Here is a 16,913-nt window from a genome sequence, read left to right as displayed (position 1 = left end):
ATCCGCTAGGCAACCATGAGCCCATGAAGTATGTCAGCACCCGGGGCCGGGCACCGGTTCTGGAGTTCGGGGATGCGCTGCTGGCCGGGTTGGCGACCGACGGCGGGCTCTACGTGCCCGACCGGTGGCCCGAGCTGTCTTCGGGGGCGCGGAGCGGAAGCCCCGGACGCGGGGATTACGCCGATCTGGCCAGTGAGGTCATGTGGCCCTTCGTGGACGGCACCTACCCCCGGGGCCGGTTCGATGAGCTGGTGCGGGATGCCTATGGGGGGTTCTCCCACCCCGAGGTGGCCCCGCTGGTGGAGGTGGGTGACGGGCTGTGGCTCCTGGAGCTGTTCCACGGCCCCACGCTGGCCTTCAAGGACATTGCCCTCCAGTTGGTGGGGCGACTGTTCGCCGAGGAGCTGGCCCGCCGGGGTGAGCGGGTGACAATAGTGGGAGCCACCTCGGGCGACACCGGGTCGGCCGCCATCGAGGCGGTGCGCGACCGGGAGAACATCCAGATCGTCATCCTGCACCCTCACGGGCGAATCTCGGAGATGCAGCGCCGGCAGATGACCACCGTGGACAGCGCCAACGTTCACAACGTGGCCATCGAGGGTACGTTCGACGACTGCCAGGATCTGGTGAAGGCCATGTTCGCCGACACCGCCTTTCGGAACGAGCAGCGGCTGTCGGCGGTCAACTCCATCAACTGGGCCCGGGTCATGGCCCAGACCGTTTACTACGTGGCCGCCACCACCCGCTACGAGCTGGAGCGGGTGAGCTTCTCGGTGCCCACCGGTAACTTCGGCAATGTGCTGGCCGGCCATGCCGCTCGGCAGATGGGCCTGGCCGTGGACCGGTTCGTGGTGGCCAGCAACCGTAACGACATCTTGACCCAGTTCTTCACCACCGGTTCGATGACCATCTCCGAGGTGCATCCCACGCTGTCACCGAGTATGGACATTCAGGTTTCGTCCAACCTCGAACGGCTGCTGTTCGAGCTTTTGGATCGAGATGGCTCCCGTACCGCCGATCTGCTGGACAGTTTCCGGGCCACCGGGCGGATGCGTATAGATGCCGGTGTCTCCGCCAGGCTTTCTCAGGGCTGGTTCGGGGTGAGGGTGGACGACACCGAGACCACAGCCACCATCGCCAAGCTTTACCGAGACACAGGGATCATCATCGACCCCCACACCGCGGTAGCCCTGGCCGCCGCCCACCGGGTCAACCGTGAAGCCGGCCAGCAGATGGTGGTACTCGCCACCGCCCACCCGGCCAAGTTCGGCGACGCGGTAAAAGTCGCCATCGGAAAACCCCCACCGGTGCCGCCGCCCCTGGTCGAACTGGCCGACCGGCCCGAACACTGCACCCACCTACCCAACGATCTAGCCGCAGTAAAAACCCACATAACCCGCTGCACCGCTCAAACAAACTGACCACAGCTCAACGCCGGGCTCCATCGGTGATCGCGACGGGGCGACCATGCTGGTATGTACGGGGTGTCGGGAAGATTGCCCGCCGGCTGGTGAGGTGTCGTTCCATGGGGTGGCGGGAATTTCGGCGCGACAGGGGCGGTTCGGCGTATCGGGCTGATGGGGAGTGTGAGAAGATGGGCCTCGATGAAAGAGAGTAGGTCTTTGTGAAGTACGTGGTGTGCATCCCCGACGGGTGCGCCGATCTGCCGGTGCCCGAGCTGGATGGGGCCACCCCGCTGGAAGTGGCTCGCACCCCGGTGCTCGATTCGCTGGCCGCCCGGGGGCAGGTGGGGCTGGCCGAGGTCATCCCCCCGGGCCTGCCGGCAGGTAGCGATGTGGGCAACATGTCCATCTTCGGCTACGACCCAACCCGGTACCACACCGGCCGATCGCCCATCGAGGCCGCCGCTATGGGCCTGACCCTCACCCCCGACCAGGTGGCCTACCGGTGCAATCTGGTCACGGTGACAGATGACGGGATCATGGCCGATTTCTCCGGTGGTCACCCCGACTCGGGCCGGGCCGGCGAAGCCATCGCCGCCCTGAACACTGAACTGGGCGGCGAGGTCAGCTTCTACCCCGGTGTCCAGTACCGCCACACCATGATTGCCCCGGCCGAGTGGGCCGATGCGGTGTGCATCCCGCCCCACGAGCTCTCCGATCAACCGGTGGTGGGCCCTCAGGGCCCGGCTGCCCCCAAGCTGGCCGCACTGGAGGAAGCTTCCCGGGCGGTGCTGGCTGGATTCGACCTGAAGGCCAACCGGATTTGGCTGTGGGGGCAGGGCTTCCAACCCGATATGCCCTCCTTCCGGGAAATGCACGGGGTGGATGCCGGACTGGTCAGCGCGGTCGACCTGGTGCGGGGGATCGGTGTGCTCACCGGTATGGCCGTGGCCGATGTACCCGGTGCGACCGCCTGGTACGACACCAACTACGAGGGCAAGCGGGATGCGGCCCTGGCCGGGTTGGCCGCAGGAGCCGACCTGTATGTGATCCACGTGGAGGCCAGCGACGAAGCCGGCCACGAGGGCAACGTCGCCGAGAAGGTCAGGTGCCTGGAGAACTGGGATCGCCGCATCCTGGCCGGACTGGTGGACGGCCTGGACCGGATGGGGCCGTGGCGACTGCTGCTGCTGCCCGACCACGCCACGCCACTGTCGCTAAGAAGCCATACCAGCGATCCGGTTCCCTACCTTCTGGTGGACTCCCGGACCGATGGCTCCGGTGGGGTTTACACCGAGCGGGGGGCGGAAGCTGCCCAGGTGCTGCCCGGCCACCTGCTGATGACGGAGTTATTGCACGGGCAGTGGTAGCCAAGAAGCCGGCAGAAGCAACCGGGACCAAAAGAACCGGCAACGCCGGGATGGCAAAGCCGGAATGACCCAAGATGGTAAAACCGGGATGGCAAAGCCAAAATGACCCAAGATGGTAAAATCGGGATGGCAAAGCCGGAATGTTGCCCGGAGTCGAGGATTGGTGTAAGGTAACCGGCGTTGAGGTTTCGCTAATGCCCGCAACCTCAGGCTAAGCCTTCTGACCTCCTGGTCGATTTCGACATTCCTATTGTCAGCGTCCCGGCGGTGAACGGCTGTTCGGATTGTGTTACCCGCAAGCGCGAGCAACGCACATAAGTGATTCATGTTCAAGGGAGAATCGTGAGCGTAGAAACCACTGGGCTCTCTCGGTCCAAACTTCAACGCAAGGACCGGGCACAGCTCCAGATCATTGCCAGAGCCATGGGCGGGCGACCCGATGGCAAGGCTCGCAAGGCCGAGATCGTGGATCTGATCCTCGACCTCGCCGGTATCGGTCCCGATGGTGCCGGGCCGGACCCGACCGGCAATGGGGACGGCCCCGCCCCGATCCGGATCGCGAAGCAGGAGGAAAGCAGCCGGGATCAGCGCAGCAGTACCGGGGAAGAGGCCGAGCCGAGCGCATTCCCGGAGCCGGCTGCCGCCGAGTCAAGCACCGGGGAACCCGAAGGGGAGCAGCCAGAAGCAGCCCCGAAAGCCGAGATCAACCGGACAAAGCGGGCGAGAGACCAACTCCCCACCCCCGCAACAACCAGGACCGCGACAACCGCGACCGCGAAGACCACCCCCGCAACAACCAGGACCGCGACCGCGAGGACCGCCAGGACAGATCGCGCAACAACCAGGACCGCGATGACCGCCAGGACAGATCGCGCCAATCCGACGACCAACCCGAAGCCGGTAACCGTCGCCGCCGCCGGGGGCGAGGCCGCAACGACCGGGATCGTCCGGAGGAACCCTGGACCGGTGATCCCATCGCCATCTCCGGCTACCTGGATCTGAGGGAAGACGGCTACGGCTTCCTGCGGACCAAAGGTTTCCACCCCAGCAGGGATGACGCCTACGTATCGGTCAAGCAGGTACGCCAGTTCGGGCTCCGCAAGGGCGACCTCATAACCGGTGACTGCCGGCCGGCCACCCGCAACGAGAAGAACCCGGCCATCCTGCAAATCGACAGCGTCAACGAACAGCCACCCGAGTCCAGCAGGAAACGGCCTCGATTCGAGGATCTCACCCCGCTTTTCCCCGACCAGAAACTGCGGCTGGAGCGAGACGACGACCCCACCAACATGACCTGCCGGATCATCGATCTCCTGTCACCCATCGGCAAGGGTCAGCGCGGCCTGATCGTGTCCCCTCCCAAAGCGGGCAAGACCACGATCATGAAGGAGATTGCCCGGTCCATCGAACTCAACAATCCCGAGGTGCACCTGCTGGTGCTGCTGGTGGACGAGCGGCCCGAGGAGGTTACCGACATGCGGCGCTGGCTGCTGCGGGGCGAGGTGGCTGCGTCCACCTTCGACCGGCCGGCCGACGAGCACACCCAGGTGGCGGAGATGACCATCGAACGGGCCAAGCGCATGGTCGAGCGGGGCGAGGACGTGGTGATAATCCTGGACGGCATCACCCGCCTGTCGAGGGCCTACAACCTGGCGGCACCGGCTACCGGCCGCATCATGTCCGGCGGTATCGACACCGGGGCCCTGTACCCGCCCAAGAAGTTCTTCGGGGCGGCTCGCAACGTGGAGGAGGGCGGCTCGCTCACCATCCTGGCCACCGCACTGGTGGAGACCGGCTCCCGGATGGACGAGGTGATCTTCGAGGAGTTCAAGGGCACCGGCAACATGGAGCTGCGCCTCGACCGGCACATCGCCGAGCGGCGCATCTACCCGGCCATCAACGTCGATGCCTCATCCACCCGCCACGAGGAGCTGCTGTTTGAGCGGCGCAAGCTCCAGCAGGTGTGGAAGCTGCGCCGGGTGCTCAACGGCATCTCCAGTGACGGCAACGGGGGCGGGGCCGCCGGACTGGAACTGCTGATCGACCGGCTGCGAACCTTTCCCAACAATGATGCCTTCCTGGAGGAGGTAGCCAAGGGTCCCGCCGGGGTATGAGGCCGGGGCCACTAGGAGGAACATGAAACCCGACATCCATCCCGAGTACCGAATGGTGGTGTTCCAGGACACCTCCGCCGGCACATCCATCCTCACCCGATCCACCATTGACACCACCGAGACGGTGGTGTGGGAGGACGGCAACGAGTACCCCCTGGCCAAGGTGGGCATCTCCAGCGCCAGCCACCCGTTCTTCACCGGCCAGATGACCATCGTGGACACTGCGGGACGGGTCGAGCGCTTCGAGCGCCGCTACGGCCACCGCAAGCGCGCCCCCCGCCAGAGCTGACCGGGCGCGCCCCCACCCTTTCCATACTGTTCCCGGCCCGGCGGTAGCTTGGAGCCATGCAGGCCCGTTCCACCTACGAGGAGATCGAGGCGGAGTTCGCCCAGTTGGAGGCACGGTTGGGCGATCCCGAACTGCTGGCCGATAGGGATGGGTATGCCGTTGCCGCCCGGCGCTACAAGCAACTCGAGCCCAGGGCCACCCGCATCCGGGAACTGTTGGGGCACCGCGAGGACATAGCGGTGGCCACCGAGATGCTGGCCGAGGCCGATGCCGGCGAGCGGAACCTGCTGGAGGCCGAGATCCGAACCACCACCGAAGCGGTCTCCACCCTGGAGGCCGAGCTGGCCGATCTGATGATCCCGACCGATCCCAACGACGGCAAGAACGTGATCGTGGAAATCAAGGGAGCCGAGGGGGGCGAGGAGGCCAACCTGTTCGCTCGCGACCTGTTTGCCATGTACGAGGCCTATGCCGGTTTGAACCGTTGGAAGCTGGAGATGATGAACGCCCGGAGTTCCGATATGGGGGGCTACACCGATGTGGTGTTCATGCTGCGGGGCGACAACGTTTGGCGCCGGATGAAGTACGAGGGGGGGCCTCATAGAGTGCAGCGGGTACCGGCCACCGAGTCTCAGGGGCGGGTGCACACTTCCTCCGCCACCGTGTCGGTGCTGCCCGAAGCCGAGGAGGTGGAGATCCACATTGACGAGAAGGATCTCCAGATTGATGTCTACCGGTCCTCGGGGCCGGGCGGGCAATCGGTGAACACCACCGACTCGGCGGTGCGCATCACTCACAAACCCACCGGGATGGTGGTGTCCATGCAGGACGAGAAGAGCCAGCTTCAGAACCGCAACAAGGCCATGGCCGTCCTGCGGGCCCGGCTGCTTCAGGCCGAGGAGCAGCGCCGCCAGGACGAGCTGTCGGAGCAGCGCCGGGGCCAGGTGGGCGGAGGTGGCCGCTCGGAGAAGATACGCACCTACAACTTCAAGGAGAACCGGGTCTCCGATCACCGAATCGGCCTCACCCTGTACAAGCTGGACCGCATCCTGGCCGGAAACCTGGACGAGGTTGTGGACGCCCTGGCCGACGCAGAGCGCCAGGACAACCTGGTCGGATTCTGAGCAGGTCGGATCATGAGCTGGTCGGACCGTGAACGGGTCGGATTCTGAGCAGGTCGGATTCTGAGCAGGTCGGATCGTGAGCCCGACCACCGGCACGGTTACCTGGGGTGCCATTGCCGCCGAGACCGCCCACCGTCTCGAGAGGGCCAGGGTGGCCGGAGCGCAGGTCCAGGCTCGCCGCCTGGTGGAACAGGCATCGGGCTACGAGGGCTCGGAGTACTACCGGGGCCTTACCCAAGCAGCCACCCGGGGACAGGCGGCCCGCCTGGATTCGATGGTGGCCCGCAGGCTGGCGGGCCAACCGCTCCAGTACGTGCTGGGCCGTTGGGGGTTTCGGGGTTTGGACCTGATCGTCAACCCCTCGGTGCTCATCCCCCGACCCGAGACCGAGACGCTGGCCGGCCTGCTCATAGCCGAGCTGGAACGCAGGGATCCTCCCGGCGGTCTGGTCGTGGACCTGGGTACCGGCAGCGGAGCGGTGGGCCTGGCCGTGGCCGCGGAGTGCAAGGCGGCCCAGGTGGTGCTGACCGATGTCTCCACCGATGCCCTGGCCGTGGCCCGAGCCAATCTGGCCGGGCTGGGCAGAGCGGCGGTGAGGGTGTCGGTGTATCAGGGGTCTTGGTACGAGGCCCTGCCCGAGTGCCTGGCCTCGACGGTTGATGTGGTGGTGAGCAACCCCCCCTATGTGGGCGACGAGGATGCGCTGCCCCCCGAAGTGGCCGGCTGGGAGCCGGCTCTGGCCCTGCGGGGCGGCCCCGACGGTCTGGACGGCACCCGCCGGATTCTGGCCGGGGCCTCCCGCTGGTTGAGCTCGGGGGGATCGGTACTGCTGGAGCTGTCCCCCGACCAGATGGGCACCGCCTCGTCGCTGGCCCGAGCCGCCGGCCTGGAGGTTGAGGCTATCCACCCCGACCTGACCGGCCGGGACCGCGTACTGCAATGCCGGAGCCGGTAGGAATGGCCGGCAATGCAATAAAACCCGGATCGCAAACAATGGTGAAAAGCGATGCCGACGGGGCAATAGGAATGGTCGTTGCGGAGCTGCGAGCCGGAAGGGCAGTGGTGATCCCCACCGATACCGTGTACGGGCTGGCCGTTCTGCCCGAGAATGTGGAGCTGCTGTTCGAGCTCAAGCACCGCCCCCCCGACAAGGCGGTGGCCGTGCTGGTGGCCCGAGCCGCCGATGCCGGGGAACTGTTCGATCCCCTTCCCCCCACCCGGCGACTCATGGAGAGGTTCTGGCCCGGCGCGCTCACCATTGTTCAGGACGGCTGTGGCGTGCGCTGCCCCGATCACCCCCTGGTGCGGGCCCTGGCGGCAGAGGTCGGCCCGATAACCACCAGCAGCGCCAACCTGAGCGGGCAGCCGACCCCTCACACCGCCGCGGCGGCGGCCGGCGCGTTCGGGGCGGTGAGTCTGGTAATCGACGGTGGCCGATGCCAATCCCCGCCATCCACCGTTGTGGAGGTCACCGAGGCCGGGCTCACCGTGCTGCGGGAAGGCGCGATCTCGGCTAATGCCGTCCGAAGTGTCGCCGGCGGGGGATAGGTTTGATGGTCGTGAAGCGAATCGCCGCCGGAGCGGACCACGCCGGAGTGCGGCTGAAGGATGAGCTGGTGAACCATCTGCGGGCCGGCGGGCACGAGGTCATCGACTGCGGTACCCACGGCCCCGACCGGGTGGACTATCCCGACTACGGGGAGGCCGTGGCCCGCAAGGTGGCCGCCGGGGAGGTCGAGATGGGGCTATGTGTGTGCGGTACGGGCATCGGAATCGCCATGGCGGCCAACAAGGTGCCCGGCGTGCGGGCGGCCACGGTGCACGACGTGACCTCGGCCCGGCTCACCCGGGCCCACAACGATGCCAACGTGATCTGCCTGGGGGAGCGGCTCATTGGCCCCGAACTGGCCCGGGAGGCCCTGGAAACCTTCCTCGACACCGCATTCGAGGAAGGTCGCCATGCTCCCCGGGTGGCAAAAATAAACGCCCTGCTGCCCGGGCCCAAGGGCACACCGGAGTCCGAGGGAGAAGGATGACCATGATCTGGCCGGACAGCAGCGACGACCCGGTGTTCGAGATGATCCACCGGGAGGTGGAGCGCCAGAACACCACCGTTCAGCTCATCGCATCGGAGAACTTCGCTTCGCCCGCGGTTCTGGCCGCCACCGGGTCGGTGCTTACGAACAAGTACAGCGAGGGGTACCCCGGACGCCGCTACTACGGCGGCAACATGGTGATCGACGAGGTGGAATCCATTGCCCGGCAGCGGGCCGTGTCCCTGTTCGGGGCCGATCACGCCAATGTGCAACCCCATTCGGGAGCCAACGCCAACGTAGCCGCCTACCTGGCCGTCCTGGAGGCGGGCGACACGGTGCTGGGTATGAGCCTGGACCACGGTGGCCACCTCACCCACGGCTCCCCGGTGAACATCAGTGGTCGCACCTACCGGTTCGTGGCCTACGGCGTGACCCCCAGCGACGAGCGCATCGACTACGACCAGGTTCGCGACCTGGCCCACGAGCACCGGCCCAAGCTGATCGTGGCCGGTGCCACCGCCTATCCCCGGATCATCGACCCGGAACCCTTCCGCGCCATCGCCGACGAGGTGGGGGCCCTGTTCATGTTCGACGCCGCGCACATTGCCGGGCTGATCGCCGGTGGTGTCCATCCCAACCCGGTACCCCATTGCGATATTGTCACCTTCACCACCCACAAGACCCTGCGCGGCCCCCGGGGCGGGACCATCCTGTGCACCCAGGAACTGGCTCCGGCGGTGGACAAGGCCTTGTTCCCGGGGCTCCAGGGCGGTCCCTTGGAGCACGTCATCGCCGCCAAGGCGGTGGCCTTCGGCGAGGCCACCACCCCCGAGTTCGCCGGCTACACAGCCCGAATCGTGAAAAACAGTGGGGAACTGGTGGCGGGACTGGCCCGGGAGGGTTTCCGCCTGGTTTCCGGGGGCAGCGACAATCACCTGTTGCTGGTGGATTTTCGGGCCTTCGATCCCGACCTCACCGGCAAGGTTGCCCAGGAGGTGCTCGACCGGGCGGGCATAACCCTGAACAAGAACACCGTGCCCGACGACCCCCGATCCCCGTTCGTGACCAGCGGGGTACGGATCGGCACCCCGGCCACCACCACCCAGGGCATGGGCCCCGAGGAAATGGGCACCATTGCGGGGATGATCGGCCGGACCCTGCGCCAGCGCGACGACGAGGGCGTGGTGGCCGAAGTTCGAGCCGAGGTCAACGATCTCTGCCAGCGGTTCACCCCCTACCCGCCCGCGGTATAAGCGCGGCATAAACATCGAGGCCGGAACCGGCAAGCGCGATGTCCCCCGGGATCGGCAGCGACCTCACGGTGTTCGCGATATCCCCCGGGATCGGCAGCTACCTCACGGTCTTCGCGATGTCCCCCGGGATCGGCAGCTACCTCACGGTCTTCGCGGTAGCCGCCGGGGTCACGCTGGTGATCACTCCGGTGGTACGCCGGATCAGCGAGCGCTGGGATTTCATGGTGGAACCCGATGCCCGCCGGATCCACGAGCGATCCACCGCTCTGCTCGGCGGGGTGGCCATGTTCACCGGTTTCCTGTCGGCCATGGGCGTGGCCTGGCTGCTGGACGACTTCGATGTGGTTTTCGCAGCCGCCTCCGAGGCCGTGGGCATCGTCATCGCCGGGTTGGTGATGATTGCGTTCGGCACCTACGACGACGTCCGGGAAATGTCGGCCCCGGCCAAGGTGGCATCCATGGTGCTGGCCGGCAGCATTCTGTCGTTCACCGGGGTGACCGTGCTGAACCTGCGCCTGCCGGTGGTGGGAGCCCTCATCCTGTCCCAGGACCTCGCCTTTTTGATCACGGTGCTGTGGCTGGTGGCCATCGTCAACGCCATCAACCTCATCGACGGCCTCGATGGCCTGGCCGCGGGCATCGTGGCCATCGCCGGGATCACCTTCTTCGTGTACTCCGTCAAGCTCACCGACGACGAGGTTCTGCTGCCCAACAACATCGGTCCGCTGGTGGCCATCACCGCCGGCGGGGTGGCGGTGGGCTTTCTGCCCCACAACTTCCACCGGGCTCGCATCTTCATGGGCGATGGCGGGGCGTTGTTCTTGGGCACGCTGCTGGCCGCTTCCACCGTTTCGGTGGGGGGGCGCAGCAGCGAGCCCTTCGCCGGCCAGACCTATTTCTTGTTCGCCCCCATGCTCATCCCGCTGATCATCCTGGCAGTGCCGGTAGTGGATGTGCTGTGGGCGGTGCTCCGGCGAACCCGGGCCCGGACCAGCCTCACCACCCCCGACAAGGAGCACCTGCACCATCGATTGATGAGCCTGGGCCACGGGCACCGCCGCAGCGTGCTGATCCTGTGGCTGTTCACCGCCCTGATGTCCACCCTGGTGCTGTACCCCACCTACGCCGGAGGGGGCGAAGCAATCGTGGTGCCGGCAGCCGCGGTGCTGGTGCTGATGCTCTACACGGTGTTCCACCCCATCCTGCGCCGCCGCACCCCATGATCGGTGATCAACCGGCCCCAACGCGTCGCAACATGGTCCGATCCTCATGGTTATTCATGATCAGAGGTGGCTCATGATTTGTCCTCACGGGGCGGTTCGCGAAACTATTTCGGCGAGGTCGGACCGTCTACCAAAGGCCCACCACGTGCCCACTGCAATGACGCAGAATCGCCAACCCAACAACCCCCAGAGCGCGGGGGATGCCCTATCCATAGCCTTTGAGCTGGTGGCCACCCCTGCCCTGTTCGCCTTTTTCGGTTGGCTCATCGACAGGGCGCTGGGCACCGGGCCGGCGTTCACCCTGGCGCTGGGCCTGTTCACTGCGGTTTATGCCGGTTGGAAAGCCATGAGAACCTACAGCGCCCGTATGGATATCTACGACCGCAACCTGCCCAGCCGCCGGGTCGCTTCCCATTCGCCCAATTCGGAGGCCACCGATGGCTGAACGCTCGGCTGCGCCGACCGACCGGACCGACCAGCGGGCCGTAAACCAGCAGAACCCCGAGCGGGCCGTAAACCAGCAGAACCCCGAGCAGGCCGTAGCTCGCGACATCATCAGGCGAGGGGTGATCGGCGGCCCGGTTCTGGTCGGGGCCTGCGCCGGGGCGTGGGGTCTCGACGGACTGTGGTCGAGCGGCTATGCCCTGGGCCTGATCCTGATCAACTTCTGGCTGGCTGCCTCGCTGATCACCTGGTCGGTACGGATTTCCCCCACTGTGCTGCTGGCCGGCGTGCTGGGGGGCTACTTCGTGCGGCTGGGCATTCTCACCGGGGCCTACTTCCTGGTGAGGAATACCGGCTGGTTCGAGGCGCTCCCATTTGTCATAACCCTGGTGGCAGCCCATATTGTTCTGCTTGTCTGGGAGACCCGGTACGTCTCAATGTCGCTCGCTTACCCCGGCTTGAAGCCGCAAGGAGCCCGCTCGTGAACATCTCGAAGTTCCTGCCAGTCCCGAGCCGGGTGGTGCGGTGGATAAGGCGGCTGATAAGCCGGTTTAATAAGTGGGCAGGGTTTAGCCGATGACCGTGTTCGCCCTGGAGTTCCCTCCGGTCTCGCAACTGTTCAACTGGCCCGACATCTTGTTCCAGGACACACCGCTGGCGCTGAACAAGACCGGGTTGATCTACCTGGCCTCGCTAGTGCTGACCGCCGGATTGTTCTGGGCTGCCGGCCGGCGGCGGTCACTGGTGCCAACCGGCACCCAGACGGTGGTCGAAACCGGTATCGAATTTGTCGAGAACAGCATCATCATGCAAACCATCGGTCCTGAGGGCCGCCGGTACCTACCCTTTTTGACCACGCTGTTCTTCTTCATACTCTTCAGCAACATTTTTGAGGTCATACCGTTCATCCAGTTCCCCGCCAACTCCCGAATGGCCATCCCCCTGGCGCTCGCCCTGGTGGTGTGGGCCATCTACCACTACGTGGGCATCAGGGCCCAGGGATTGGGTACATACTTCAAGGGTGCGATTTTCCCGCCGGGGGTGCCCAAGCCGCTTTACATCCTGGTGGCCCCCATCGAGCTGCTTCAGATCCTGCTGATCCGGCCGCTGTCGCTGGCCATCCGGTTATGGGCCAACATGGTGGCCGGCCACCTCCTGCTGGTGACCTTTGCGGTGCTGTCGGCCGCCCTGTGGGGCACGGGATACCTGCCGGCGGTGCTGCCCTTCGCCGCCCTGATACTGCTGACCGGGTTCGAGATATTCGTATCGGCCCTGCAAGCCTTCATCTTCACCATTCTCACCGCCGTGTACATCGGTGGATCACTACACCCCGAGCATTAGGAGAAACACCTTGCTTTCCATCCTTGCCCAGTCGGCCACCGAAGCCGGCGAGTTCCTCGAGGGACTGAAGGCCATCGGCGCCGGTCTCGGCTATGGCTTGGCCGCAATCGGCCCCGGTATCGGTATCGGTACCGTGGTCGGCAACGCCATTACCGCCATGGCTCGCCAGCCCGAGTCGGCCGGTGTGGCCCGGACCACAATGTTCTTGGGCATCGCCTTCACCGAGGCGCTGGCCCTGATCGGTTTCGTCGTCTTCATCCTCCTGCTCCCATGAACCGGCGGCTTGGAGCCGCGGTCGCCATGGTGGTGGCCGTGGTCGCGCTCAGCGCGTCGGCGGCCGGCGCTGCCGGAGAAACGGTCGGTTCCTGCGTCTTCGACGAACTGGGCGAGGCCCGGTTCACCGGTATCGACGGCGAGGGGTTTACCGCGGTCAAGAACCTGAAAGACCAGTACAAGGCGGGTGACGAGCAGGCCAAGGAACTCAAGGAGAAGTTCGAGGAGGATCTCGAGGGCTGCCTTGAGGCCCCCAACCCGATCATCCCCGAGGTTACCGAGATCATCTGGGGCGGGGCAGCGTTCGTTGTACTCCTCCTCCTGATGCGCTGGAAGCTGTTCCCGGTGGTGAAGAACCTCATGGACCAGCGGGCCGCGCGCATTCAGGGGGCTCTCGACGATGCCGACCGGCAAAAGGACGAAGCCGCCGAGGTGAAGGCTCGCTACGAGGCGGAGCTGGCCGATGCCAAGGCCGAGGCCGCCCGTATCGTGGAGGAGGCCCGCAACCAGGCAGCCTCGGTACGGGCCGACCTTCAGGCTCGAGCCGAGGCCGACATCGCCGAGATGCGGGAACGGGCCGCCGCCGATGCCGAAGCCTCCAAGCGGCAGGCCATAGCCGACTTGCAGTCGGAGGTGTCCGACATCGCCCTGGGCGCGGCCGAGGCCGTTTTGGGCCGCACCCTGGAGGACCCCGAGACCCAGCGTCAACTGGTCGACGACTACATCGCCCGCGTGGGCGCTAACCAGTAGCGATGATAAGGCAGCGACAAGACTGGGGCGGGCCATCGCCCGCGTGGGCGCGAACCAGCAGGTGGCCATGAGCGATCGGTCTGCCGGCTACGCCGATGCCGTGGCTGCGGTGGCCCGCGCCGAGGGCAACCTCGACGTGGTGTCCGACGAGCTGTTCCGGGTGGCCCGGGCTTTGGAGAGCTCCGACGAGCTGCGCATGACTCTTTCGGACCGGCAGATTCCCGCGGCCCGCCGCCAGCAGATCGTGGAGGACCTGCTGGGCGACCGGGCATCGGACACCACCATCGCTGTGGCATCCATGATCGTGGCGGCGGGGCGGTCCTCCGACCTGGGCGGCATTGCCCGGGAGGCGGTGGAGCAAAACGCCCGCGACCGGGGTCGCTCGGTGGCCGAGGTACGAGCCGCGGTGGCGCTCACCGAGGACCAGACCGAGCGGCTGGCCGCCGCCCTCGGTGCCGCGACCGGCCACCGGGTGGACATCAAAGTGGTGGTGGATCCCAACGTCATGGGGGGCGTGATCACCACCATTGGTGATGAGGTCATAGACGGATCGGTGCGCAACCGCCTGAACCAGCTCCGGGACTCGTTCCAGTGATCCTCGGGCCGATGAATTCGATGAACGTTTCCTACCGAGGAGAGCAATGGCTGAGCTGACCATCGAGACCAGCGCCATCGCGGAGGCCATCCGCCGCAACCTGGAGGGTTTCCAGCCCAAGGTCGAGCAGGCCCGGGTGGGTCGGATCACCGAGGTGGGCGACGGCATCGCCCGTATCTCCGGGCTTCCCGGAGCGGCGGTGAACGAGATGCTCGAGTTTGAGAACGGCATGATCGGTTTGGCCCTGAACCTGGACGAGGACTCCATCGGCGCGGTGGTGCTCGGCGAGGTGGACGAGATCGAGGAGGGCCAGGCAGTCCGTTCCACCGGGGACATCCTGTCGGTTCCGGTGGGTGACGCTCTTCTGGGCCGGGTGGTGAACGCCCTCGGTGAGCCGGTGGACGGCAAGGGCCCCATCGTCGGGGCCGAAACCCGCCGCATGGAGGTGCAGGCCCCCGGTATAACCGGACGCAAGCCGGTGCACGAACCCATCCAGACCGGCATCAAGGCCATCGACTCGCTCATCCCCATCGGTCGGGGCCAGCGGGAGCTGATCATCGGCGACCGCAAGACGGGCAAGACCACCGTGGCCCTGGACACCATCTTGAACCAGAAGGGCCAGGGCGTTAAGTGCATCTACGTGGCCATAGGCCAGAAGGCCTCCACCGTGGCCCAAGCGGTGGCCACCCTGACCCAGCGGGGGGCCATGGAATACACGGTGGTGGTGGTGGCTCCCGCCTCCGACCCGGCCCCGTTCAAGTACCTGGCTCCCTACGCCGGCTGCGCCATGGGCCAGCACTGGATGGACAACGGCGGCCACGCCCTGGCGGTGTACGACGACCTGTCCAAGCAGGCCGAGTCCTACCGCCAGATGGCGCTGCTGCTGCGCCGCCCTCCGGGCCGGGAGGCCTACCCCGGCGACGTTTTCTACCTGCACAGCCGGCTGCTCGAGCGGGCGGCCAAGCTGAGCGACGAGCGGGGGGCGGGCTCGCTGACCGCGCTGCCCATCATCGAGACCAAGGCCGGCGACGTATCGGCCTACATTCCCACCAACGTGATCTCCATCACCGACGGGCAGATCTTCTTGCAGGACGACCTGTTCAAGTCGGGGGTGAGGCCGGCAGTGGATGTGGGCATCTCGGTATCCCGGGTGGGCTCAGCCGCCCAGATCAAGGCCATGAAAACCGCCGTGGGCACGCTCAAGGCCGACCTCCAGCAGTTCCGGGAGCTGGAGGCCTTCGCCGCTTTCGGCTCCGACCTGGACGCGGTGTCCCAGGCCCAGCTCGACCGGGGTTACCGCCTGACCGAGTTGCTCAAGCAGGGCATCCAGTCGCCCATGCCGGTGGAGGAGCAGGTGGTGACGCTGTACGCCGGAACCCGAGGCTACCTGGACACCATCCCGGTGGAGGATGTGGCCCGGTTCGAGGCCGAACTGCTGGAGTGGGTGCGGACTCGCAACGCCGACCTGCTGGCGGAGGTGGTCGATACCGGGGCGGTGGACGAGGAGAAACTGGAAACCGCGGTGGGGGCCTTCGCCTCCCAGTTCGAGTCGTCGGTTCAACCCGAGGGCGATGAACCCGACGCCGAGACCCAGGCCGAAGCCACCTCGGGGGTGGTGGATGCCGACTACACCCTCCCCGAAACCGATATTCAACGCCCCGAGGAGAGCTGATCCGTGGCCCGTGGTCGAGATCGAGCTCGAGATCGCACCGGTCGGTGGGCGGCGAACCGCCCCGGGGGTAACTGATCCGTGGCCGGCGGTCAGGAACGGGTGCTTCGCCGGCGAATCTCGTCGGTGCAGTCAACCAAGAAGATCACCCGGGCCATGGAGCTCATCGCCGCTACCCGGGTGGTCAAGGCCCAGCAGCGGGCCCACGCCGCCCGTCCCTACTCCACCAGGCTCACCAGCATCATCGAGGATGTGGCGGCCGGCGGGGCCGAGGCCTCGCACCCGCTGCTGGAAAGGCGGGAGACGGTGCGGCGGGTGGGGTTCGTGGTCATAGCCTCCGACCGGGGCCTGGCCGGACCGTACAACAGTTCGGTGATCAAGGCCGCCGAGCGAGAGCTGATGGATGCTCAGACCAAGGGGCAGGACTACTCGCTCATCCTCATCGGCAAGAAGGCCCAGGACTACTTCCGGTTCCGCAACTACCGCATCGACGAGGCTTTCACCGGCATGAGCGACACCCCCACCTACGATCATGCCCGCCAGGTGGCCGAGATCGTGGCCGACCGATTCGAATCGGGCTACATCGATGAGGTGATCCTGGCCTACATGGAGTTCCTCACCATCGGCACCCAAAGGGTGGCGGTGCGGCGGTTCCTGCCGCTGGAGAGCATCGACGTGATCGCCGCCTCCGGCTCGGGAGAGCTGCGGGCCGCATTCGAGTTCGAACCCTCCCCCGAGGGAGTACTCGAGTCGCTGCTACCCCGATACGTGGAGTCACGGCTTTTCTCGGCCCTTCTGGACGCGGCTGCTTCCGAGCACGCCAACCGCCAGCGGGCCATGAAAGCGGCCACCGACAACGCCGAGGAGCTGATCACCAAGCTCACCCGGGCCATGAACCGGGCCCGCCAGGACGCCATCACCACCGAGATCATGGAGATCGTGGGCGGGGCCGAGGCCCTCAAGGAAGAAAAAGAAAAAGGTGGCGGCAGCATGGCCGATCACCTCGCTGCCATCACCAACCAGTAGGAG

General features: G+C 66.2%; 18 protein-coding genes. All 18 read left to right on the top strand.

The genetic code is table 11. From position 1 onward, the window contains the following. The first annotated feature begins 23 nt into the window (after nt 1–23). The 18 genes from thrC (at nt 24) to ACOGXC_RS05690 (ending at nt 16,910) form a co-directional block, all read left to right on the top strand. Nucleotides 24–1,421, top strand: coding sequence for a threonine synthase (gene thrC / locus ACOGXC_RS05775; RefSeq protein WP_419919751.1), 1,398 nt, complete (start codon nt 24–26; stop codon nt 1,419–1,421). 203 nt (nt 1,422–1,624) lie between these two features. After that, nucleotides 1,625–2,773 (top strand): 2,3-bisphosphoglycerate-independent phosphoglycerate mutase, encoded by a 1,149-nt coding sequence (apgM, locus tag ACOGXC_RS05770; RefSeq protein ID WP_419919750.1) that lies wholly within the window; start codon nt 1,625–1,627, stop codon nt 2,771–2,773. A gap of 284 nt (nt 2,774–3,057) precedes the next feature. Then, nucleotides 3,058–4,887 carry a transcription termination factor Rho gene (rho, locus tag ACOGXC_RS05765; RefSeq protein WP_419919749.1) on the top strand — a complete coding sequence of 610 codons (1,830 nt, stop codon included), beginning with the start codon at nt 3,058–3,060 and terminating at the stop codon, nt 4,885–4,887. Between the two features lie 22 nt (nt 4,888–4,909). Beyond that, the gene (locus ACOGXC_RS05760; protein ID WP_419919748.1) at nt 4,910–5,176 is read left to right on the top strand and encodes a type B 50S ribosomal protein L31; all 267 of its coding nucleotides are present in this window, start codon (nt 4,910–4,912) and stop codon (nt 5,174–5,176) included. 56 nt (nt 5,177–5,232) lie between these two features. After that, on the top strand, nt 5,233–6,300 hold the full coding sequence (gene prfA, locus ACOGXC_RS05755; protein WP_419919747.1) for a peptide chain release factor 1: 1,068 nt from the start codon (nt 5,233–5,235) through the stop codon (nt 6,298–6,300). A gap of 76 nt (nt 6,301–6,376) precedes the next feature. Further along, the gene (gene prmC, locus ACOGXC_RS05750) at nt 6,377–7,255 is read left to right on the top strand and encodes a peptide chain release factor N(5)-glutamine methyltransferase (protein WP_419919746.1); all 879 of its coding nucleotides are present in this window, start codon (nt 6,377–6,379) and stop codon (nt 7,253–7,255) included. Then, entirely contained in the window at nt 7,240–7,848 is a 609-nt protein-coding gene (locus ACOGXC_RS05745; protein WP_419919745.1) for an L-threonylcarbamoyladenylate synthase, read from the top strand. The genes prmC and ACOGXC_RS05745 overlap by 16 nt, the downstream gene beginning before the upstream one ends. A 5-nt stretch (nt 7,849–7,853) precedes the next feature. Next, nucleotides 7,854–8,336 (top strand): ribose 5-phosphate isomerase B, encoded by a 483-nt coding sequence (gene rpiB / locus ACOGXC_RS05740; RefSeq protein ID WP_419919744.1) that lies wholly within the window; start codon nt 7,854–7,856, stop codon nt 8,334–8,336. Further along, nucleotides 8,333–9,589 carry a serine hydroxymethyltransferase gene (gene glyA / locus ACOGXC_RS05735; protein ID WP_419919743.1) on the top strand — a complete coding sequence of 419 codons (1,257 nt, stop codon included), beginning with the start codon at nt 8,333–8,335 and terminating at the stop codon, nt 9,587–9,589. The genes rpiB and glyA overlap by 4 nt, the downstream gene beginning before the upstream one ends. 38 nt (nt 9,590–9,627) lie before the next feature. Continuing rightward, nucleotides 9,628–10,812 (top strand): glycosyltransferase family 4 protein, encoded by a 1,185-nt coding sequence (locus ACOGXC_RS05730; RefSeq protein ID WP_419919742.1) that lies wholly within the window; start codon nt 9,628–9,630, stop codon nt 10,810–10,812. Nucleotides 10,813–10,969: 157 nt separating this feature from the next. Next, nucleotides 10,970–11,257: an AtpZ/AtpI family protein gene (locus ACOGXC_RS05725; protein ID WP_419919741.1), complete on the top strand. Its 288-nt coding sequence runs from the start codon at nt 10,970–10,972 to the stop codon at nt 11,255–11,257. Beyond that, on the top strand, nt 11,250–11,741 hold the full coding sequence (locus ACOGXC_RS05720) for an ATP synthase subunit I (RefSeq protein WP_419919740.1): 492 nt from the start codon (nt 11,250–11,252) through the stop codon (nt 11,739–11,741). The genes ACOGXC_RS05725 and ACOGXC_RS05720 overlap by 8 nt, the downstream gene beginning before the upstream one ends. Nucleotides 11,742–11,832: 91 nt before the next feature. Next, the gene (atpB, locus tag ACOGXC_RS05715; protein WP_419919739.1) at nt 11,833–12,597 is read left to right on the top strand and encodes a F0F1 ATP synthase subunit A; all 765 of its coding nucleotides are present in this window, start codon (nt 11,833–11,835) and stop codon (nt 12,595–12,597) included. Nucleotides 12,598–12,661: 64 nt separating this feature from the next. Then, nucleotides 12,662–12,871: an ATP synthase F0 subunit C gene (atpE, locus tag ACOGXC_RS05710; protein WP_419920023.1), complete on the top strand. Its 210-nt coding sequence runs from the start codon at nt 12,662–12,664 to the stop codon at nt 12,869–12,871. Next, nucleotides 12,868–13,620 (top strand): F0F1 ATP synthase subunit B, encoded by a 753-nt coding sequence (gene atpF, locus ACOGXC_RS05705; RefSeq protein WP_419919738.1) that lies wholly within the window; start codon nt 12,868–12,870, stop codon nt 13,618–13,620. Before atpE ends, atpF begins: the two co-directional genes overlap by 4 nt. A 67-nt stretch (nt 13,621–13,687) precedes the next feature. Then, complete coding sequence (gene atpH / locus ACOGXC_RS05700) at nt 13,688–14,215, top strand: ATP synthase F1 subunit delta (RefSeq protein ID WP_419919737.1); 528 nt, start codon at nt 13,688–13,690, stop codon at nt 14,213–14,215. A gap of 46 nt (nt 14,216–14,261) precedes the next feature. Further along, the gene (gene atpA, locus ACOGXC_RS05695; protein ID WP_419919736.1) at nt 14,262–15,887 is read left to right on the top strand and encodes a F0F1 ATP synthase subunit alpha; all 1,626 of its coding nucleotides are present in this window, start codon (nt 14,262–14,264) and stop codon (nt 15,885–15,887) included. A gap of 78 nt (nt 15,888–15,965) precedes the next feature. Beyond that, nucleotides 15,966–16,910 (top strand): F0F1 ATP synthase subunit gamma, encoded by a 945-nt coding sequence (locus tag ACOGXC_RS05690; RefSeq protein ID WP_419919735.1) that lies wholly within the window; start codon nt 15,966–15,968, stop codon nt 16,908–16,910. Nucleotides 16,911–16,913: the final 3 nt, after the last annotated feature.

Source organism: Candidatus Poriferisocius sp. (assembly GCF_965202595.1).
Lineage (GTDB): Bacteria > Actinomycetota > Acidimicrobiia > Acidimicrobiales > Bin134 > Poriferisocius.
The sequence above is the reverse complement of the archived record's forward strand: the minus strand, read 5'-3'. Positions and strand labels throughout refer to the sequence as shown.